18 protein-coding genes are annotated in these 20,908 nt (G+C 61.8%); 7 read left to right on the top strand and 11 right to left on the bottom strand.

Annotation, left to right across the window (positions count from 1 at the left end; all coding sequences use genetic code 11):
- The first annotated feature begins 92 nt into the window (after positions 1-92).
- Both DKY63_RS16165 and DKY63_RS16170 read left to right on the top strand, forming a co-directional pair.
- On the top strand, positions 93-767 hold the full coding sequence (locus DKY63_RS16165; RefSeq protein ID WP_110965013.1) for a YciC family protein: 675 nt from the start codon (positions 93-95) through the stop codon (positions 765-767).
- A 66-nt stretch (positions 768-833) separates the two neighbouring features.
- Positions 834-1,913: an endonuclease/exonuclease/phosphatase family protein gene (locus tag DKY63_RS16170; protein ID WP_110965014.1), complete on the top strand. Its 1,080-nt coding sequence runs from the start codon at positions 834-836 to the stop codon at positions 1,911-1,913.
- Between the two features lie 89 nt (positions 1,914-2,002).
- Here DKY63_RS16170 and DKY63_RS16175 read toward each other — a convergent pair whose 3' ends face one another.
- From DKY63_RS16175 to DKY63_RS16190, 4 genes are all read right to left on the bottom strand, one after another.
- Positions 2,003-2,437 carry a RidA family protein gene (locus DKY63_RS16175; RefSeq protein ID WP_110965015.1) on the bottom strand — a complete coding sequence of 145 codons (435 nt, stop codon included), beginning with the start codon at positions 2,435-2,437 and terminating at the stop codon, positions 2,003-2,005.
- 34 nt (positions 2,438-2,471) lie between these two features.
- A complete protein-coding gene (locus DKY63_RS16180) occupies positions 2,472-3,737 on the bottom strand; it encodes a flavin-containing monooxygenase (protein WP_110965016.1) in 1,266 nt (421 codons plus the stop codon).
- Between the two features lie 290 nt (positions 3,738-4,027).
- The gene (locus DKY63_RS16185; RefSeq protein WP_110965017.1) at positions 4,028-5,410 is read right to left on the bottom strand and encodes an aspartate aminotransferase family protein; all 1,383 of its coding nucleotides are present in this window, start codon (positions 5,408-5,410) and stop codon (positions 4,028-4,030) included.
- A gap of 75 nt (positions 5,411-5,485) precedes the next feature.
- On the bottom strand, positions 5,486-6,976 hold the full coding sequence (locus tag DKY63_RS16190; RefSeq protein WP_110965018.1) for an aldehyde dehydrogenase: 1,491 nt from the start codon (positions 6,974-6,976) through the stop codon (positions 5,486-5,488).
- Positions 6,977-7,207: 231 nt separating this feature from the next.
- Between DKY63_RS16190 and DKY63_RS16195 the strand changes: the two genes are divergently transcribed.
- Positions 7,208-8,137, top strand: coding sequence for a LysR family transcriptional regulator (locus DKY63_RS16195; protein WP_110967935.1), 930 nt, complete (start codon positions 7,208-7,210; stop codon positions 8,135-8,137).
- Positions 8,138-8,210: 73 nt separating this feature from the next.
- Here the strand turns inward: DKY63_RS16195 and argE are convergent, their stop codons facing one another.
- The 3 genes from argE to hrpB form a co-directional block, all read right to left on the bottom strand.
- On the bottom strand, positions 8,211-9,383 hold the full coding sequence (gene argE, locus DKY63_RS16200; protein WP_110965019.1) for an acetylornithine deacetylase: 1,173 nt from the start codon (positions 9,381-9,383) through the stop codon (positions 8,211-8,213).
- Positions 9,376-10,053, bottom strand: coding sequence for a DUF1028 domain-containing protein (locus tag DKY63_RS16205; RefSeq protein WP_110965020.1), 678 nt, complete (start codon positions 10,051-10,053; stop codon positions 9,376-9,378). Before DKY63_RS16205 ends, argE begins: the two co-directional genes overlap by 8 nt.
- A 215-nt stretch (positions 10,054-10,268) precedes the next feature.
- Positions 10,269-12,785: an ATP-dependent helicase HrpB gene (hrpB, locus tag DKY63_RS16210; protein ID WP_110965021.1), complete on the bottom strand. Its 2,517-nt coding sequence runs from the start codon at positions 12,783-12,785 to the stop codon at positions 10,269-10,271.
- Between the two features lie 110 nt (positions 12,786-12,895).
- Between hrpB and DKY63_RS16215 the strand changes: the two genes are divergently transcribed.
- Complete coding sequence (locus tag DKY63_RS16215; RefSeq protein ID WP_110965022.1) at positions 12,896-13,315, top strand: polyribonucleotide nucleotidyltransferase; 420 nt, start codon at positions 12,896-12,898, stop codon at positions 13,313-13,315.
- A 29-nt stretch (positions 13,316-13,344) separates the two neighbouring features.
- Positions 13,345-14,253, top strand: coding sequence for a cation diffusion facilitator family transporter (locus DKY63_RS16220; protein ID WP_110965023.1), 909 nt, complete (start codon positions 13,345-13,347; stop codon positions 14,251-14,253).
- Here the strand turns inward: DKY63_RS16220 and DKY63_RS16225 are convergent.
- The gene (locus DKY63_RS16225; RefSeq protein WP_110965024.1) at positions 14,235-15,353 is read right to left on the bottom strand and encodes a DUF6515 family protein; all 1,119 of its coding nucleotides are present in this window, start codon (positions 15,351-15,353) and stop codon (positions 14,235-14,237) included. The genes DKY63_RS16220 and DKY63_RS16225 overlap by 19 nt on opposite strands.
- Positions 15,354-15,921: 568 nt before the next feature.
- Here DKY63_RS16225 and DKY63_RS16230 point away from each other — a divergent pair.
- Both DKY63_RS16230 and DKY63_RS16235 read left to right on the top strand, forming a co-directional pair.
- Positions 15,922-16,401, top strand: a complete 480-nt coding sequence (locus DKY63_RS16230; protein WP_007937367.1) for an Lrp/AsnC family transcriptional regulator — start codon at positions 15,922-15,924, stop codon at positions 16,399-16,401.
- A gap of 198 nt (positions 16,402-16,599) precedes the next feature.
- A complete protein-coding gene (locus DKY63_RS16235) occupies positions 16,600-16,809 on the top strand; it encodes a DUF2788 domain-containing protein (protein WP_046815823.1) in 210 nt (69 codons plus the stop codon).
- On the opposite strand, the gene DKY63_RS16240 is transcribed toward DKY63_RS16235, so the two are convergent.
- The 3 genes from DKY63_RS16240 to DKY63_RS16250 form a co-directional block, all read right to left on the bottom strand.
- Positions 16,804-17,445, bottom strand: a complete 642-nt coding sequence (locus DKY63_RS16240) for a pseudouridine synthase (protein ID WP_110965025.1) — start codon at positions 17,443-17,445, stop codon at positions 16,804-16,806. The genes DKY63_RS16235 and DKY63_RS16240 overlap by 6 nt on opposite strands.
- 70 nt (positions 17,446-17,515) lie before the next feature.
- The gene (gene amn / locus DKY63_RS16245) at positions 17,516-19,015 is read right to left on the bottom strand and encodes an AMP nucleosidase (RefSeq protein WP_204354245.1); all 1,500 of its coding nucleotides are present in this window, start codon (positions 19,013-19,015) and stop codon (positions 17,516-17,518) included.
- 177 nt (positions 19,016-19,192) lie between these two features.
- The gene (locus DKY63_RS16250) at positions 19,193-20,842 is read right to left on the bottom strand and encodes an acyl-CoA dehydrogenase family protein (RefSeq protein ID WP_110965026.1); all 1,650 of its coding nucleotides are present in this window, start codon (positions 20,840-20,842) and stop codon (positions 19,193-19,195) included.
- Positions 20,843-20,908: the final 66 nt, after the last annotated feature.

Genomic DNA, 20,908 nt, shown 5'->3' on the forward strand with positions numbered 1-20,908 from the left:
TTTCAATGGCCTTTACCGAACGTTTACGTTTGCGCCTTCGCGCACATCATCGGTTACAGTGAGTGACTGTTTATGACCTGCGATGTCTACCGATGAACCCGTTCGACGTACTGCGTGACTCCCTGTATTTCTTCAAGCGCAATCTGGGCCAGATCGTGCAGCTGTGCCTGCCGCTGGTGATCATCGAAGCCCTGTTGCAACAAGTGGTCGACCACTCCACCGAGCCGGACAGTTTCCCCGGCATCAGTGTGATCGTCGGCCTGCTGGTGTATCCGCTGTACACCGCCGCGCTGATTCTGTTCCTCGACGCCCGCAGTCGTGGCGAATCGCCGAGCAACCGTGAGTTGCTGTCGCGATCGGCCTACCTGTGGCCGCGCTTCGCCCTGCTGACCGCCCTCAATACCCTGCTGATCCTGCTGGGCCTGTCCCTGTATTTCCTGCCGGGCATCTATCTGATGGTGACCCTGGCCTTCGGCGAATACCTGCTGGTGCTGCGCGGCCTGTCGCCACTGGCGGCGATGAAGGAAAGCCTGCGCCTGACCCGTGGGCACTTCATCCGCATCCTGGTGTGCATTTTGTGTGTGATGGGGCCGTTGTGGCTGCTCAAGGGCGCGACCATGGCGGTCTATCCCGAGCCGCAGAACCCGGTGTTCTCCCTGCTGATCGACAGCGCCCACAGCTTCCTGCAACTGTTCACCAGCGTGGTGCTGTTCCGCCTGTTCATGCTGATTGGCGAAGTACCGGAAAAAATCGACGGGCCACGCTGACCTTGGGCGACCGCTCGTCCGTCAGGTATGCTCGCAAACCATTTTCGTAACGCGATAAGCCGAGCCATGACCCGACTGCTGCGCTACACCTTGCCGGGATTGTTGATTGCGATTGTCCTGATTGGCCTTTCGATTTACAGCCTGACCTGGCGCCCCGGCGCCCGGGAGGTGCTGCCAGTCAGTTGCAGCACCCGGGCACCGACCCTGGCACCCGGCCAGGCGCTGAAGGTCATGACCTGGAACGTCCAGTACCTGGCGGGCAAGCGCTACGTGTTCTGGAATGACCTGGCCAACGGCACCGACGAATCCCCCACACCCGAAGACATGGCCTTCAGCTTCGATGAAGTGGCGCGGGTGATTCGCGACGAGCAGCCAGACATCGTGCTGCTGCAGGAACTCGACGATGGCGCCAAGGCCACCGATTACCAGAACCAGCTCAAACTGCTGCATGAACGGGTCGCCGATCTGTACCCGTGCAGCGTCGCCGCCTATGACTGGAAGGCCGATTTTGTCCCTGACCCGCATATCTTCGGCAGCGTCGGCCGGCAACTGGCGACCCTGAGCCGCTTCCAGATCGATCACGCCCAGCGCCTGCAATTGCCGGTGGCGAAGGCCAACCTGATCAGTCGCCAGTTCCAGCCGAAAAATGCCTTGCTGGCGGCTTACCTGCCGTTGAACGACGGTGGCCAGGTGGCCGTGCTCAACACCCACCTGGACCGCGTGACGCAACCCGACGAAAACTTGCAGGCGCAGGTTTCGGCGGTGGCCAAGGTCCTCGATAAGTTTGAAAGCCGTGGTACCCCGTGGCTGATCGGTGGCGATTTCAACCTGTTGCCGCTGGGGCAGTACCAGCGCCTGCCCGATGAGCAGCGCACGCTCTACTCCGCCGACAGCGCCCTGCATGTGCTGTGGGACAGATACCCGATGATCCCCACCAACAACGAAGCCAGCGGCATCGACCGTGCGCGCTGGCTGACTCACTACCCCAACGATCCTGGCCTGAGCGGGCCGGACCGCACCGTCGATTACCTGTTTTACAGCCCGCGTATCAAGCGGGTCGAAGCGACGGTGAGGCAGGACGACACCTTGCGGATTTCCGATCATTTGCCGGTGATTGCGCGATTCCTCCTGCCGGCTTCACCTTGACCTGTAGGAGCAATGCTTGCTCGCGATGACGGTGTACCTGTTTACCCTAATGTTGGATGTGCCGACGTAATCGCGAGCAAGCTTTGCTCCTACAGGAGTTGCATCGAATTCCAGTCATCGGGAATCACCGCAATCACATCGATCTCCATCAGCCATTGCGGCTGGCCCAGCCCGGAAATCACCAGCCCGGTGGAGATCGGGAACACGCCCTTGAGCCACTTGCCGATCACCTGGTAGACCGGCTCGCGGTAGCGCGGGTCGATGATGTAGGTGGTGGTTTTGACGATGTGCGACAGATCGCTGCCCGCCTCTTCCAGCAGTTGCTTGACGTTCTTCATCGCCTGTTCGGCCTGGGCCGCCGGATCCCCGAGCCCCACCAGGTTGCCTTCGAAATCGGTACCGATCTGGCCGCGAACATACACGGTGTTGCCCGCCCGTACGGCCTGGCAAAGGTCGTTGTCCAGCGCCTGGTTGGGATAGGTGTCTTTGGTGTTGAACATGCGAATTCGAGTGTGAGTAGGCATCAACGGTCTCCCCTGAAAATGAATGGTGATGGCTTTAGCGCTGCGAAGGATCGCGGTACTCAAGATACTGGCGCTGCGTGGCAATGTGACCGGCGACGTGCTTGGCGTCGTGCCAGACACCCCAGATGAAGCTCGACCCGCGACGCGACAGCCACGGCAGCCCGACAAAGTAAACGCCCGGTTCACTCGACACGCCGCGCTGGTGGCGAGGCTTGCCCTTGTCGTCGAAGGCATCAACTTGCAGCCAGTTGTAATCGACGGCGTAGCCGGTCGCCCAGATGATCGAGGTGATACCCGCCTCGGCCAGATCCAGCTCCAGGATCGGGTTCGTAATGCAATCAGGGTCGGGCAGCATGAACCGGGCTTCGGGTTCTTCCGGCAGGTCGAGGCCGTTGCGCGCAACATAGGCATCTGCAGCGTCCAGCAACGACAGGTAGTTCTCATCGCCGGCCGCGATGTTGCGCACCAGATCCTGCTGGAAGGTCACCACGCCGTCGTTGAAGGATCGGGTCAGTCCCACCAGCATGACGCCCTGCCGGGCCAGCGCGCGGAAATCCACGGTGTGGCCGCCCCGCGCGCCGCTGACCGCGATGGTCACGTGCTCGCGACCCGGCTGCATGACCTCGGCATCCCACAGCCCCAGCACCCCCAGCCACCAGCAGAAATCGCGGTTGCGATAGGCACGAGGCGGACGGTCGTGCTGGCCGACCGACAGGTAGACCTGCTTGCCCGCGCGTTGCAGTTCATCGGCGATCTGCACACCGGAAGAGCCGGCACCCACCACCAGCACGCCACCCTCGGGCAACTGCTGCGGATTGAAATACTCGGCCGAGTGAATTTGCTTGATCGAGCCGTCTTTCGGGGCAATCGGCGGGATCACCGGGCGCTGGAACGGGCCGGTTGCCGCCACTACTCGCTGGGCCTCGATCACCCCTTCGGAGGTTTCGATGGTGAAGCCCGGCCGATCGGCGTTGCGTACCACTTTTTTGACTTCGACACCGGTACGGATCGGCGCTTCGAACTTCTCGGCATAGGCTTCGAAATAAGCCGCCACGCGATCCTTGGAGGCGAAGGCATCGGGGCCGAGGTCTTCGAAGGCCAGGCCCGGGAAGCGGTCATGCCAGACCGGACCGTTGGCCACCAGGGAGTCCCAGCGCCCGGTGCGCCAGGCTTCAGCGATGCGGTTGCGCTCCAGTACCAGGTGCGGAACGCCCAGTTTGCTCAAGTGTTCGCTCATGGCGACGCCAGCCTGGCCGGCCCCGACAACAAGCGTATCTATTTCGATCTTATTAGTTGTCATGCTTGTGCCCTTAAGAGAGACGACTATGGCGCGCCAAGTCGCGACGGTTCCGCCGTTTAAATAAACAAGTTCAGAAGTTTTAACTTTGCTGGCGGGTGTTTTTTATTCTGTGCGGTAACTGCAAATAGCGAAATTATGATTTTTGTAGTTGTAACTTATGAAAAAACTACGCAACAACCTGTAGGAGCGAGCCTGCTCGCGATGTTCTCAAGAACACCGCGTTAAACCTGCAAGTACGCGTTATCGTTAACGACCATCGCGAGCAGGCTCGCTCCTACAGTTTTGGCGCTTTAAAGCACGCCAATTTCCTGGGCCGTTCTATCCACGGCAATCTTCGTCTTGGACACCAGCTCGTCGATTTCACCGCGCGTCGCGATCAGTGCCGGGGCCATGATCATGCGGCCCAGGGTCGAGCGAATGATCACGCCCTCCTCGAAACCGATGGTGCGGCAGCGCCAGGCGATATCGCCTTCGTTGTCGAAGCGCTTGCGGGTCGCCTTGTCCTGGGCAAACTGCAACGCCGCCACCAGCCCCGTGCCCTGGATTTCACCCACCAGCGGGTGATTGCCGAACACCTCGCGCAGGCAGTTCTGCAGGTACGGACCGGTGTCGGTTTTCACCTGGGTGACCACGCCCTCATCGCGCAACGCCGTGAGGTTGGCGATCGCGACCGCGGCGGCCACCGGGTGGCCGGAATAGGTCAGGCCGTGGGCAAAGACACCGCCCTGCTCGACCAATACCTCGGCCATGCGCCGGCTCAGGATCAGGCCACCCATGGGGATGTAGCCCGAGGTCAGGCCCTTGGCGATGGACAGGGTGTCCGGCTGGAAATCGAAGTGCTGGTGGGCGAACCACTCGCCGGTACGCCCGAAGCCACCGATCACCTCGTCGGCACACAGCAGCACGTCGTACTGGCGGCAAATGCGCTGGATCTCCGGCCAGTAGCTTTCCGGCGGGAAGATCATGCCGCCGGCGCCCTGGAACGGCTCGGCGACGAACGCCGCCACGTTCTCGGCGCCCAGTTCGAGAATCTTCTCTTCCAGCTGCCGGGCCGCACGCAGGCCGAACTCCGCCGGGGTCAGATTCCCCTCGTGGGCGAACCAGTAAGGCTCATCAATGTGCGCGACATCGGGAATCACCCCGCCCATGTCGTGCATGAACTTCATACCACCCAGCGCCGTGGCCCCCAGTGTCGAGCCGTGATAGCCGTTCCAGCGACCGATCATGATCTTCTTCTGCGGCTTGCCGAGAATCTGCCAGTAACGGCGTACCGTACGGATCAACACCTCGTTGGCTTCGGAGCCGGAGTTGGTGTAGATCGCGTGGCTGTAGTGCTTGGGCAGCAGGCTGAACAGCAACTCGGACAGCTCGACCACCGCCGGGTGGGTGGTGTGGAAGAACATGTTGTAGTACGGCAACTGCTCCAGCTGACGGGTCGCCGCGGCGGCAAGATCCTTGCGCCCGTAGCCGAGGTTGGTGCACCACAGCCCGGACATGCCATCGAGGTAGCGATTGCCGTCGTTGTCCCACAGGTGCAAACGCTCGCCACCGACGATGACGCGCGGGCCTTCGGCGTTCAGCGCTTTCTGGTCGAGGAAGGCGTGAATGTGGTGGGCGGCGTCGCCGGCCTGATAGTCACTGGTTTCGCGCTGGGGTTTGTATTCTGTTGTCATTGTTATTCTCCGTTGCCGATTCGCACACACTTCAAGTGCACGGAAAGTTACTTGAAAAGTTACTTAAGAAGAAACTTAACGCAGCTGAAACCAGGTTGTTTTCAACTGGGTGTATTTATCGAAAGAGTGCAAGGAAAGATCCCGTCCAAAACCCGATTGTTTACCCCCACCGAACGGCACGGTGACATCCAGGGCATCCACGGTATTGACCGAAACAGTACCCGCCTTCAATGCCTTCGCAACTCGGTGGGCGCGATTCAGATCATCACTCCATACCGAGGCGGCCAAACCATAGACGCTGTCGTTGGCCAATTTCACGGCTTGCTCTTCGGTGTCGAAGCTGGAAATCGCCAGCACCGGGCCGAAGACTTCTTCGCGGGACAGGTGCGAGTCCTGGGCAACATTGGCGAAAACAGTCGGTTCGATGAAGTTGTCGGAGCCGTTGAAGCTCAAGCGACGACCGCCGGTGAGCAGCCTGGCGCCGTCTTCATGGGCGCGCTCGATAAAATTCATCACCGAGGCAGCCTGCCTGGAGTCGACGATGGCCCCCGCTCGGCTGGCCGGATCCAGTGGATCGCCCGGCATCCAGCCCTTGGCTTTTTCCAGCACTCGCTCGATGAACTCATCCTGGATCGAACGCTGCACATACAGGCGAGAGTTGGCCGAGCAGACCTCGCCCTGGTTGAAGAAGATGCCGAACGCCGCTTTCTCTGCTGCCAGATCCAGATCACGGCAGTCGTCGAACACCAGGCTCGGGCTCTTGCCGCCGCATTCCAGCCAGACCTGCTTGAGGTTCGACTGAGCGGAGTACTGCATGAAGTATTTGCCGACCTGGGTCGAACCGGTAAACACCAGGCAATCGACATCGGGGTGCAGGCCCAGGGCCTTGCCGGCGGATTCGCCCAGCCCCGGCACCACGTTCAGCACACCCGGTGGCAAACCGGCTTCCAGCGCCAGCTCTGCCAGACGCAGTGCCGAGAACGGTGATTGCTCGGCGGGCTTGAGCACCACGCTGTTGCCGGCCGCCAAGGCGGGCGCGAGTTTCCAGGCCGCCATGTCCAGCGGGAAATTCCACGGCACCACCGCCGAGACGACACCCAAGGCTTCGCGGGTGATGGTCGCCAGTGCTGATGGCGCGGTGGGCGCGACCTGATCGTAGAGTTTGTCCAGCGCCTCGCCATACCAGGCAAACACGTGGGCGGCGCCGGGAACATCGATGTTGAAGGCATCCATCACGGGCTTGCCCATGTCGAGGGAGTCGAGCAAGGCCAGCTCTTCGCGATGGGTCAGCATCAGCTCGGACAGTCGCAGCAGCACGCGCTTGCGCTCAATCGGCGCCATGCGCGCCCAAGGGCCCTCGTCGAAAGCGCGGCGCGCACTGCGCACCGCCAAGTCCACTTCGACATCACCGCAGGCGGCGACCCGGGCCAGCAACTGGTTGGTGGCCGGGTTGATGGAGTCGAACGTCGCGCCCGACACGGCAGAGACCTGTCGGCCATCGATCAAGGCTTTATCGCAGAAGGTTTGCCGGGCAGCTCTTTGCTGCCAGTAGTCGAGGTTGAACACGCTACGCTCCCTTTAAGACCGCCTGGGTGGTCAGTTTGTGATCAGAGGTGGGAGAGATAGTGCGTCAGCGGCGCGTCCACGAAAATTATTAAAAATATGCTCGGGACATAAGAAAAAACTTGGCAAGGCTTTGGCCAGCCCGGACCCGGCTTGAGGTAAGGTTCAGCCAAGCATTCGCGGGACATGGGCCATCCAGGCTTTCACCGCAAACCCGAGAAAAAAGAGGTGCGTGTGGCTTCCTATACCTTGCGACAACTCAAGTACTTCGTCACCACGGTGGAAGCCGGCAGCGTGGCGGAGGCGTCGAGGCAGCTCTATATCGCTCAGCCGTCGGTTTCCACGGCGATCAAGAGCCTGGAGGAGTCGTTCAACGTCCAGCTGTTCATCCGCCACCATGCCCAGGGCGTGTCCCTGACCCCCACCGGCACGCGCTTCTACCACAAGGCCCAGGAGCTGCTGCGCATGGCCCGGGAGTTCGAGCAGAACGCACTGGCGGATAACGACACGGTGTCCGGGCAGATCGACATCGGCTGCTTCGAGACGGTCGCCCCGCTGTACCTGCCACGACTGATCGCCGACTTCCGCAAGCTGTATCCGGGCGTGGACATCCGCATTCGCGACGGCGAGCAGCAGGATCTGGTGCAAGGCCTGACCGCCGGCACCTTCGACGTGGCCTTTCTCTACGATCACGGCCTGGACAGCACCATCGAAACCACGCCTTTGATGCCTCCGCAAAAGCCCTACGTGCTGCTGCCGGAAGGGCACCGTTTTGCCGGCCAGAAAGAGGTGTCGCTGCGGGACCTGTGCGGCGAGCCGATGATTCTGCTCGATGTGCAACCGAGCCGGACCTACTTCGTCAGCCTGTTCCACGAACTGGAACTGACACCGAACATCGTCTTCAGCTCGCCGTCGATCGAGATGGTGCGGGGCATGGTCGGCCAGGGTTTCGGCTTCTCGATCCTGGTGACCCGCCCCCATTCGGAATGCACTTACGATGGGAAAAAGGTGGTCACGGTCGATATCAAGGAACCGGTGACGACCTCTGGCCTGGCGTCCGCGCGTCTAAAGCGCAATCAACTGACCAAGCCTGCGCAGTTGTTCGTGGACTTCTGCCGGGAGCAGTTGAGTTGTAGGAGCGAGCCTGCTCGCGATGGTCGTTAACGATAATGCGGGCTACCTGACTACGCGCGGCGCCTGAACGTCCATCGCGAGCAGGCTCGCTCCTACAGGGGGACTACATCTTTGAGGGATCGGTACACAGGTAGTCAGCCAATCGGAGCAGTATCGCGTCACAGCCCTGCAACTGCGCAAGCTCAATGAACTCATCCGGTTTATGCCCCTGTTCCATGCTGCCGGGGCCGCAGACCACCGTGGGGATACCAGCCTCATCGAACAAACCGCCTTCGGTGCCAAAGGCCACTGTGCCAAAGGCTGAAGACTGGCTCAGGATCGCCAGCAAGCGCGCCGCTTCGCTCTCGGGGGAAGTCGCCAAACCGGGATATGCACTGAGCGGGCGCAACTTGATGTCCGTGTCCGCCTGCACCGCACGCATTTTCGGCAACAGCTGTTCTTCGGCGTAGGCCTGCAACTGGCTGGCCACGTCCTGGGCATCGAAGTTCGGCAACGCCCGCACTTCAAAATCGAACTCGCATTCGGCGGGGACGATGTTCAGCGCCCGGCCACCTTTGATGACGCCCGTTTGCACCGTGGAATACGGCGGATCGAAACGTTCGTCATGGTGATCCGGATGCGCGAGTTGCTCACCGATAGCGCCCAGCCGGCCAATCAGTTTCGCCGCATATTCGATCGCATTGACCCCGTAAGGCGCATACGCTGAATGGCAGGCGGCGCCACGCACTTCACAGCGCATCGCCAGCTTGCCCTTGTGACCAAGCACGGGTTTGAGTTCGGTCGGCTCGCCGATCAGACAGAGCGCGGGTTTGTACGGCCGCTTCTGCAACTCGACGAGCATCGGCCTGACGCCCAGGCACCCCACTTCTTCATCGTAGGAAAACGCCAGGTGCACCGGGACTCGCAATGGACGCTGGACAAAGTTCGGCACCGCCGCGAGCACCGAGGCGATGAAGCCTTTCATGTCCGCCGTGCCGCGCCCGTATAGGCGTCCGTCCTTTTCGCTCAAGTGAAACGGATCGACCGTCCAGGCCTGCCCGTCGACCGGCACCACATCGGTATGCCCTGACAGCACCACCCCGCCTGACTGGAGCGGGCCAATGGTGGCGAACAGATTGGCCTTGGTGCCTTCGTCGTTGAAGAACAACTCACTCTGCACACCGTGTCCGGCCAGATAGGCCTCGATGAAGCGAATCAGTTCAAGGTTGGAATCGCGACTGACGGTGGCGAAGGCAATCAGACGCTCCAGCAGGTCGCGACTGGAGACCTCACTCATCCCCCGGCACTCCATAGCTGGGTGCCGCCGTCGGGTTGAGCGCACGGGTCAGGTAATCCTGCATCTGCGGTCGATAGGCCTGCCAGAGACCGTGCAGTTGGCCGATCGGATCTTCCTCGGCCCAATCGACCCGCAAGTCGATGATCGGCCAGGTGTAGTCGCCCACCACTTTCAGCGCGGCGGAGTGAACCGGCCCGGCCTCGCCACCGGCAGCCATGGCCGCCTGCATCGCCGCCAGCAGGCGATCCGCCAGTTGACCCGGCTCGGCCTCGAACGCCGCGACCATGGCCCCGATCACCCGCACATCGCTGAGCAGATTGCCCGCCGCGACACACTGCTCGCCCTTGACCGCGTTATGCACACCCAGCGACTCCTTGCCGCTGAAACAGGCAATCCGTCCTGACGCATCGATCACCGTGACCTGCCGGTACTGGCTCCAGCCATTGGACGTCAACGCCTTGTCGAGCGCCGCCTCAGGCTCCAGGTGCTGATGCTCCAGAAGGTCCAGAATCTGCGGCCCCAGCGCCGGCAACGTAATGTTCTGCGTGGACACCGCCCCGACCCCCGCCCGCGCCCACGGGCAACGCGCGCCCACCGCAATGCTCGAAGAACTGATGGCAATACCGAGCTGCCCGGTTTCAGGGCAGCGCCCGATAATTGAGAACGTCATGGCTCACTCCTTGGGTTTTCTGTGCAGGTCATTCTGTTCATGCACAGGAAAGGGAGAAAGCAGGTTTTTTGTGGCTTTGGGGTAGGAAAAAACTGGGTATGGATACTGTAGGAGCGAGCATGCTCGCGATGAACCTGAGAACGACGAGGGGTGCCAGGTTTCCAGCGTCATCGTTGACGTCCATCGCGAGCATGCTCGCTCCTACAGGGCCGGCGTTATTTGCGTGGTTTGGCGCGAGCGGTGGCTTCGGCCACCAACGGATCATCCGGCCAATAATGTTTCGGATACCGCCCCTTCAAATCCTTCTTCACCTCGGCATAGGTACTGCGCCAGAAGTTCGCCAGATCCTGGGTCACCTGCACCGGGCGCCGTGCCGGGGACAGCAGGTGCAGCTTGACCACTTGCCGGCCCCCGGCGATGCGCGGGGTGTCGGACAGGCCGAACAGCTCCTGCAAGCGCACCGCCAGAATCGGCGGTTGCTCGCTGTAGTCCAGGCGAATGGACGAGCCCGAGGGCACGCTCAGGTGATGCGGGGCCTGTTCGTCGAGCCGTTGCGGCAGCGGCCAAGGCAACAGGTTGTGGACGATGCTCGAAAGATCGAGGTTGGCGAAGTGACTGAGCCGCGAGACCTTGCCCAGGTACGGCATCAGCCAGTGTTCGAGGCTTTTGAGCAGTGCGGCATCGCTGACGTCCGGCCATTCGCTGTCGCCCTTGCCGTCCAGATCCAGTTGGCGCAACAGCGCGACCCGTGCCTGCCACTGACGCAACTCGGGCGTCCACGGCAGCAGCTCCAGACCCTTGCGCCGCACCAGATTGACCAGTGCCTGGCTGCGGGCGGTTTCGTCGAGGCCGGTCAGCGGTTCGCGACTGAGGATCAGTTCGCCAACCTTGCGCTGGCGCTCGGCACGCAATACGCCTTCGCGCTCGTCCCAATCCAGTTGGTCGACGCAGCGCACCTGTTCGGCGAGGACGGAGTCGAACAACGTCGGATCGAAATCCGTTGCCAGGTAAATGCGCTCTTCGCGCTGGCCCTGACGGCTGCCGAGATCAGCGATCACGATCCACGGTTGTTTCATCAGGCTGTCGGCTTCGGCGAACAGCGCGGCACGGCCATTGGCCAGGCGATATTCAGCGCCGCCGGCACGACGCTGCTGGGCGACACGATCGGGATAGGCCAGCGCCAACAGTGCACCAAGCCAACGCGGATGGTCGGGGTCGCTCACCGGTTCCGAGGCCTTGCCACGCAGATAACCTCGATACTGCCGCGCCAGTTGCCGCGCGCGCTGAACCCCGCCCTGGGCACCACGAGCGGCCCGTTCTTCGCCGGACAACAGCACCAACCGGCTGTGCAGGTCGGCACCGGCACCGCGCAAAATATCGCGCTCGCCGAGCAGCGCCGCGACGTCGCAGGCCATGTCCGCCAGCCCCAGCGCCTGGCCGCGTAACAGCAGATGGGCGATACGCGGATGCGCCGGCAATTCGGCCATGGCCTGCCCGTGGCGAGTCAGGGTTTCGCCCTCCAATGCGCCCAGGCGTTCGAGCAGATCCTGTGCCTGTGCATAAGCGGCGGCCGGTGGCACATCGAGCCAGACCAGTTGCCCGGGCGCCACGCCCCAGCGACCGAGTTGCAAGGCCAGTCCCGCGAGATCCGCCGAAAGAATCTCCGCACTGCCGTAGGCCGCCAGTTGCTCGTGCTGGTCCTGGGACCACAGGCGATAACACACGCCCGGCTCCAGGCGCCCGGCCCGGCCGGCGCGTTGCGTGGCGCTGGCTTTGGAAATGCGCTGGGTGTCGAGGCGGGTCATGCCGCTGCCGGGGTCGAAGCGCGGCACCCGCGCCAGCCCGGCATCGACCACCACGCGCACGCCGTTGATGGTCAGGCTGGTCTCGGCGATGTTGGTGGCCAGCACTACTTTGCGTTTGCCTTCCGGCGCCGGATCGATCGCCGCCCGTTGCGCGGCCAGGTCCAGTTCACCGTGCAGCGGGCAAAGCAGCACTTGAGGGTTATCGCGCAAAGCATCTGCCAGTTGCTGATGCACACGACGGATTTCCGCCTGCCCCGGCAGGAACACCAGCACGCTGCCGGTTTCATCGTTCAGGGCTTCGAGGATGGTTTGCACCAGCCGTGGCTCGATGAATTCACCGGCCTGGAACGGCCGGCCCCAGCGCATCGCCACCGGGTACATGCGGCCTTCGCTGCGCAGGATCGGCGCATCGTCGAGCAAGCCGGCCAGGCGCTCGCCTTCCAGAGTGGCGGACATCAACAGGATTTTCAGCGGCTGATCATCGCGCAACAGCTCCCGGCCATTGAGGCTCAGGGCCAGTGCCAGATCGGCGTCTAGGCTGCGCTCGTGGAATTCATCGAAAATCAGCAGGCCCACGCCTTCCAGCGCCGGGTCGTCCTGCAAGCGCCGGGTGAGAATGCCTTCGGTGACCACTTCGATTCGAGTGTTGGGGCCGACCTTGCTGTCCAGGCGAATGCGATAACCCACGGTTTCGCCGACCTTCTCGCCCAACTCGCTGGCCAGCCGCTCCGCCGCCGCCCGCGCTGCCAGGCGACGCGGTTCGAGCATGAGGATGGTCTGCCCGGCCAGCCATGGCTCATTGAGCAAGGCCAGGGGCACGCGGGTGGTTTTACCGGCACCGGGCGGCGCTTCGAGCACGGCTTCGTGGCGTGTCGCGAGGGCTTCACGCAGGGCGGGTAAAACTTCATCGATCGGCAGAGAAATCATGCTGGCTCCAAAACAGAGGCGCGAGTATAACGGCGAACTGCGGGGCATTCGTCAGGGTCTTAATGCATACCGACGACGTTTCGTTTTGAGATTACCCAAGGAGATTTCATATGCGTGCTCCCTTTCGCCTGATGGGCGGTGTATTGATCGCGACCCTGCTGACCCAGATCACCGCCTGCGGTTCGATCTTCTACCCCGATCGCCGTGGCCAGATCGACGGCAAGATCGACCCGGCCATCGCCGTGCTCGATGCCGTGGGCCTGCTGTTCTACATCATTCCCGGCCTGATCGCGTTTGGCGTGGACTTCGCCACCGGCGCGATTTACTTCGCACCGGGCGAGACCGCCTACGTGGCGCCGGAAAAACTCAAGGAAGCCATCGGCGCCGACGGCAAGGTCGATAACCTCAAGTTGCAGACTATTCTGGAACGTGAAACGGGTCGCAGCGTCCCGCTGGATGACCCTCGCCTGATCCAGCACAAGGGCAGCACCCAGCAACTGGCCATGCTCGGCCTGCAACCTGCCGCGTAATCGGTGCACCTGAAGGAATAACCGCACTCATGATCTCCAGCTCCGAACACGCCCGCCTGCTGCGGCTGGCGACCCGTGCCTCGGTGGCGGTGGCGTGCACACTGGTCATCGCCAAGGCCATCGCCTGGTGGCTGAGCGGCTCGGTGAGCATGCTCGCCGGGCTCACCGACTCGGCCCTCGACGGCGTGACATCGCTGCTCAACCTGCTGGCGGTGCATTACGCCTTGCGGCCGGCCGATGACGATCACCGTTACGGGCATGGCAAGGCCGAATCACTGGCCGGGATGGCGCAGGCGCTTTTCATTGGCGGCAGTGCGGTGCTGATTGCATTGCAGGCGTTCGAGCGGATCAAGCACCCGGAGCCGGTGGGCGCGCCGTGGATCAGCATCGGAGTCATCGTGTTTTCGCTGGCGCTGACTTTGGCGCTGCTGATGTTGCAGCACCGAGTGGTCAAGGCCACCGGCTCCAACGCGGTGCGCGCCGACTCCCTGCATTACCGTTCGGACATGCTGCTCAACGGCAGCATTCTGCTGGCGCTGGTGCTGGCCGGGTTTGGCTGGGATCAGGTGGATGCGTGGTTCGGTCTGGGGATTGCCGCGTACATTCTCTGGAGTGCAATCACCATCGCCCGGGAAAGCTTTGCGGTGCTGATGGATGAAGAACTGCCACCGGATGTCAGCCAGCACATGCTTGAACTGGCGTGCAGCGTGCCGGGCGTTCTGGGCGCGCATGACCTGCGCACGCGGATTTCTGGCAACCAGTGGTTTGTGCAATTGCATCTGGAACTGCCCGGTGAGTTGACCTTGTCAGTCGCCCACGGCATCAGCGACCAGGCCGCCGATGCCATTCACGCCGCCTACCCGCGGGCCGAGGTGCTGGTGCACGCCGACCCGCAGGAAGTAGTCAAGGCCGCCAGGGCTCAGAACGTCACGCGATAACCCCGAGAGCCCAGGCAATTGCCCTGGGCCTGGCGGTAGGTTTGCACCACCTGTGGGTCCGGTTGATAGGTGTCCACCCGTGGGTCGAAACCACTTTGCTCGACCGCATAGCGATAGCAGTCGTAGCCGTCCTGATTGATCTGTTCAGGCGTCTGACCGTTGGCCGGATAAGCCTCCACGTCAATACCGTTGGCGCTCGCCATTGGCTGACCGGGCGGCTCGACCACCTCGTAGTCCTGAGTGCTTTCCTGGTAGGCGTAATAGGAGCCCGCCGCCAGGAACAACACCGAACCGCCGATCAACACCTGCTGGGCATAATCAGGCAGGTATTGAACACGGATCCCGCGCGGTGGTTGCACCACAACATAGCGCTGGCCCTGCGGGCGATACCAGTAGCCACCGGAGTAGAAATAATCACGACCGCCATAGGGCACGCGGTAGTCGCGATCCGGGAAGCGATCAGTCACATACCCTGGCTGATAGCGCGGACCGGGGCCCCAGCCATTGCCGTGACCGCTTGGGCGACCTTGCCAATGGTTGTCGTTGGACGGCGCGCCGATGTAGCCACCCCATTGCTGGTTGGGATAGTTGCGCTGCGGTTGGTCCTGGTAGTAACCACGCCGTGGCGGCTGGGTCTGTTGCACGGCGTCGGGACGTGGCTGGATCGGCAGGTCATTGGCCGGCAATTGCGGCGGAGGCGGCGGTGAGCGAACCGGGTTGTTGAAGTTGGGCTGCTGACGGTTCTGCCATTGGCCATTGTTTGGATTCTGGCCGTTGTTCTGCCATTGGCCATTGTTTGGATTCTGGCCGTTGTTCTGCCATTGGCCATTGTTTGGATTCTGGCCGTTGTTTTGCCATTGGCCGTTGTTTTGATGACCGTCGCGCTGGAACTGTTGGCTGTTGTCCCCGCGAATGATGTCGTTGTTCTGCGGGCGCGACTGGTTGTTGCCGCCACGGCCCTGATTGTTGCCCTGATGGCCGCCGTCGCCGTGCTGCCCGCCATCGGGGCCACGGTTCTGCGGCTCATCTGCGAGCGTTGGTGCAGTGACACTGATACATAACAAACCAACACCGGCCAAACGCCAGATGCGCGACTTCATGCTGTTCCTCGCTGAGGGTATGGATTCTGTAGGAGCGAGCCTGCTCGCGATGGACTCAAGCGCGACGCGTTTATTCAGGCAGCACGCGTTATCGTTTACGACCATCGCGAGCAGGCTCGCTTCTACAATGAAGCGAACCGCGTTTGTATTTAAGACTGGAAATGTACGGGCCGGTTCTGCAACAGGTTATCAGTCGCGCAACTTATTTATTGAGGGATGCTCTTTAATTCACGGCACCAAATTGCGCGCAAGAAAAAGGGGAGACCCGTCGGCCTCCCCTTGGAGAACTTCGTCCGTGCTCGACGCTTGTGGCGCCGGCTCACCTCACGCCGTCTTCTGGACAGTGTGTAGCTCGGGGGCCGGCACATCCCCTGTGGGGGTGGCGACCGCAGCTGGCCTGTTTGGGCGAGCCGCACTGGACTGTTTGTCCGAGCAGTGATTCTGGTGATAAGAATAGGCCCGGAGCGCCGGCAGAGGATTGCGAAGATTGCTCAAATAAACATTACTTGCGCAATTTTTAACCCTGGATAGATAATCTGCCGCAATAGTTACAACAAGGAACTGTTTGATGAGCAAACTCGACCGATACGACCTGAGTATTTTGGCTGAATTGCAGCGTGACGCGCGCATTTCCAATCAGGAGCTGGCCGAACGCATCGGTCTGTCGCCCTCCCCCTGCTCGCGTCGGGTCAAGCAACTGGAAGACGACGGCTACATCTCCCGCCAGGTCGCCCTGCTCGACCGCAAGATGCTCGGTTTGAGCCTGACCGCCTACGTGCTGATCGGCATGGACCGACACACCCCGGAGCGTTTCGAGAACTTCGAAGCGGCCATCCGCACCTTGCCGCAGGTGCTCGAATGCAGCCTGGTCACGGGGATGGATGCCGACTATCAGCTCAAGGTGGTGGTGCCGGACATGGACCATTATCAGAAACTGCTGCTCGGTCACCTGACGCGGATTGAAGGGGTGACCAGTGTGCGCTCGAGTTTTGTGTTGAACCAGGTGCTTAACAGTACCGAACTGCCGTTGACTCATCTGCGCAGCTAATGACGCCATCGCGAGCAGGCTCGCTCCCACAGAGATCTCACATGCACTGAAGATCCACTGTAGGAGCGAGCCTGCTCGCGATGGGGACCAGACAAGCGACGAATAGCTGCGACACACCGCCGCAGCCCCGCACCGCACGCAACCTCGATGCCTTATACTCCAGCGCCCTTTTAGCCCCGCCCACGCTGGAGTTGTCCTATGGATCCTGCAGTATTCGAAGAGTGGATGATGACTGGCCTTGTCAGCATCCTGATCATTTTCATGGGTTTTATCGTCTGGGATCTGGCGAAGAAGTCCAAGGCCGGACGCTTCGGCTCGTTCATCCTGTTCTTCGTGCTCGGCCTGGGTGTCGCGGCATTCGTGATCAAAAGCGTGGTCATCGGCCTGATCGAAACCGGCACGTTATAAGCGCGCCGGTACTTCTTTCCACTGGCCCTGATCGAGCCCTTCGATCGTCCAGTCGCCGATCCTGACCCGCACCAGCCGCAATGTCGGCAAGCCGACCGCTGCGGTCATGCGTCGTACCTGCCGGTTACGCCCTTCGCGAATCACCAGTTCCAGCCAACTGGTCGGCACGCTCTTGCGAAAACGCACCGGCGGATTGCGCGGCCACAGCTCGGGCTCATCCAATTGCCGCGCCTCGGCGGGCAAGGTCATGCCGTCGTTCAATTCCACGCCATCACGCAAGCGCTGCAACTGCTCGGCGCTCGGCTCGCCTTCGACCTGCACCCAATAAGTCTTGGCCAATTTGTGTTTCGGATCGGCAATGCGTGCCTGAAGCTGGCCGTCGTTGGTCAGCAGCAACAGGCCTTCGCTGTCACGGTCCAGTCGACCCGCCGGGTAGATTCCGGGCACATCGATAAAATCCTTGAGCGTCGCCCGCCCTTCTCCATCGCTGAATTGCGTCAGCACATCGAACGGCTTGTTGAACAGGATCAGCTTCGGCTCGGCCGGTGGTGCCTTGGCGACACGGCGCGGGGCTGAAGACGGTGATGAAGGCTTCGCACCGGGACGGCGGGAAACAGGACGTTGGGGACGGGACATGGGAAAAGGAACATCTAACGGTCAGGGCTGCTAATGCTAGTAGCCCGACCGTCAAATGACCATCGGCAAATCAGCGGAACGGCGGTTCGTCGAAGCTGCGCAGTTTGCGCGAGTGCAGCGAGTTGAGTTCGGTACGCAGCAGATCCACCGCCTCTAGGCCGATCTTCAAGTGCTGGCTGACCGCGCGTTCATAGAAGGCGTTGGCCGAACCCGGCAACTTGATTTCGCTGTGCAGCGGCTTGTCCGAGACGCAGAGCAGCGTGCCGTACGGCACCCGCAGGCGATAACCCTGGGCGGCGATGGTGCCGCTTTCCATGTCCACCGCCACGGCGCGGGACAGGTTGATCAGCGGACGCTCCTGGGCCCAGCGCAGCTCCCAGTTGCGGTCGTCGTAGGTCAGCACGGTGCCGGTGCGCAGGCGCTTCTTCAGCTCGTCGCCCTTTTCACCGGTGATGTTCGCCGCCGCCTGCTGCAAGGCCATCTGCACTTCGGCAAGAGCCGGAATCGGGATGTTCGGCGGCACCACGCGGTCGAGAATCCCGTCGCGGCGCATGTAAGCGTGCGCCAGCACGTAGTCACCGATGGTCTGCGACTGACGCAAGCCGCCGCAGTGACCGATCATCAGCCAGCAATGCGGACGCAACACGGCCAGGTGGTCAGTGATGTTCTTGGCGTTGGACGGGCCGACGCCGATGTTCACCAGCGTCACGCCGTGGCCATCATTGGCGATCAGGTGATAGGCCGGCATCTGGTAGCGGTGCCAGACCACACCCGCGGCAATCGCCGAGGCTTCGCCATGGTCCATGCTTTTTTCAATGATCACGTTGCCCGGCAACACCATGCGTACGAAACGCGGATCGCTGCGCAACCGCTCCAGGCCATGGACGATGAACTGGTCGACGTAACGGTGGTAGTTGGTCAGCAGGATCCACGGCTGTACATGGCGCCAGTCGCTGCCGGTGTAATGCACCAGGCGGCGCAGGGAGAAATCCACCCGCGCCGCGTCGAACAGGGCCAGGGGCAGCGGATCGGTGTTTTCCCAATCGTACAGGCCATCGGCAATGCCATCGCTCGCCGCCGACAGGTCGGTACTCGGGAACACCCGCGCCAGCACCGCCGCAGTAACGCCGGAGCCGGCCAGTTCATCGCCCTGCTCCACCACATACGGATAAGGAATGTTCTGCTCGCTGATCCCGACTTCCACGGTCACGGTGAAGTCGTGCATCAGCGGCACCAGCTGTTCCAGCAGGTACTTACGGAACGCGGTGGGATGAGTGACGGTGACCCGGTAGGTGCCAGGTAACTGGACCTTGGCGTAGGCGCGAGTGGTCTGCGGGACTTCGCCCTGGCAGTGGTAGGTCAGGCGCAGCTCGGGATAACGAAACATCGCCCGTTGTTCGGCGTCCGGCTCGATACGGTCCTTGAGGTAGCGCTTGAGCGCCTGGCTCAGCGCATCGGTTGCGCGATGGTGCAAATACGCAAGCTGATCCACGGCTTGCTCGGCGGTTTGAACGACAATAAAAGCTTCGGTCACGATCAGCATCCTGTGTTCTGACTTGCAGAGCTTCATCTTGCCTGCATCGTCGCTTCACGGGAACAGTGGTGTGTTGTTAATACATTATTGCTGTGTACATGGAACAGCTGTGGGAGCGAGCTTGCTCGCGATGACGGATTGCCATTCAACATTGATGTTGGCTGATACACCGCCATCGCGAGCAAGCTCGCTCCCACAGGGACTTTGTGCAGATCAGAAACCTTGCGGCGTCGACCGGGCGACAATCGCCTCTACATCCAATCCACGAGGCAGCGCACCATAAACCCGCCCACCGCCATTCAGACGACTGGCAATGAACGCATCACTCACCGCCGCATTCCCCGCCTCCAGCAACAGCTTGGCCTGAAGCCCCAGGGCAATGTCTTCGGTCAGCTGCCGGGCGCGATACTGAATGTCGCTGGTGTCCTTGAACGCCGCCTGCAACTGGCTGATGTGCGCCGCGAGCCGTTTGTCGCCATGACCATCGCCCATCTCGTTAAACAGTGCATCCAATACGCCCGGCTCTTTCGACAGAGCGCGCAGCACATCCAGGCATTGCACGTTGCCTGAACCTTCCCAGGTCGAATTGACCGGCGCTTCGCGATACAGCCTTGGCAGGATGCTGTCTTCGACATAACCCGCGCCGCCCATGCATTCAGCGGCTTCGTTGATCATGGCCGGCGCCCGCTTGCAGATCCAGTACTTGCCCACCGCCGTCACCAGCCGGGCGAATTTCGCCTCTTGGGAATCATCCAGATGATCCAGCGCCCGGCCCATGCGCAGGCTCAAGGCCAGTGCCGCTTCGCTTTCCAGCGCCAGATCGGCCAGCACGTTCTGCATCAATGGCTGTTCGCTGAGCAACTTGCCACCAACCGAACGGTGCGCGCAGTGATGGCTGGCCTGGGTCAATGCCTGGCGCATCAAGGCACTCGAGCCGACCATGCAATCGAAACGGGTCATGGCGACCATCTCGATGATGGTCGGCACACCGCGCCCTTCTTCACCGACCATCCACGCCAAAGCACCGCGGAACTCCACCTCGCTGGAAGCGTTGGAGCAGTTGCCGAGCTTGTTTTTCAAACGCTGGATATAGAACTGGTTGCGCGTGTCATCCGGGCGATGACGTGGCAGCAGGAAGCAGGTCAGGCCTTTGTCGGTCTGGGCCAGGGTCAGGAAGGCGTCACACATCGGCGCCGAGCAGAACCACTTGTGCCCCACCAGTTCATAGGCCTGGCCGGGACCACTGGCGCCCACCGGGAACGCCTTGGTGGTGTTGGCCCGCACGTCGGTGCCGCCCTGCTTTTCGGTCATCGCCATGCCGATGGTCACGCCGGCCTTGTGTGCCATGCCGACGTTACGCGGGTCGTATTCGGTGGCAAGAATCTTCGGCAGCCATTTTTCGGCCAGATCCGGTTGCAGGCGCATCGCCGGGACGCTGGCGAAGGTCATGGTCAACGGACAGCCGCTGCCAGCCTCGGCCTGACTGTGCAGATAGGTCATGGAGGCACGGGCGACATGGGCGCCGTCCTGCGGATGCGCCCAGGGCAGCGAGGTCAAGCCATGTTCGATCGCTGTGCGCATCAACTGGTGATAGGCGGGGTGAAACTCCACCAGGTCGATCCGATGACCATAGCGGTCGTGGCTGTTGAACACCGGCTTGTTCTGATTGGCCGCAAATCCCGCTTCCATCAACGGCCCGCCCGCCAGAGCGCCATACGCCTCGATCCGCGACTGGGCCCAACCGGCTCCGAAGCGCCGCGACCACTCCTGCAATGGCAGATCAATGCGATACAGGTTGGCGCCATCCAGTGACGGTGGCTGATTGGTCACGTCGTGGGTTTCGGCGAACTGATGCAGGTTCATGACAAGGCTCCTTTGGTCGGCCAAGGGAGTTCAGTTAAGCACCGCCCCTTGGCCGAAACAAAGTGT

It is taken from the genome of Pseudomonas putida, assembly GCF_003228315.1.
Classification (GTDB): Bacteria; Pseudomonadota; Gammaproteobacteria; order Pseudomonadales; family Pseudomonadaceae; genus Aquipseudomonas; species Aquipseudomonas putida_S.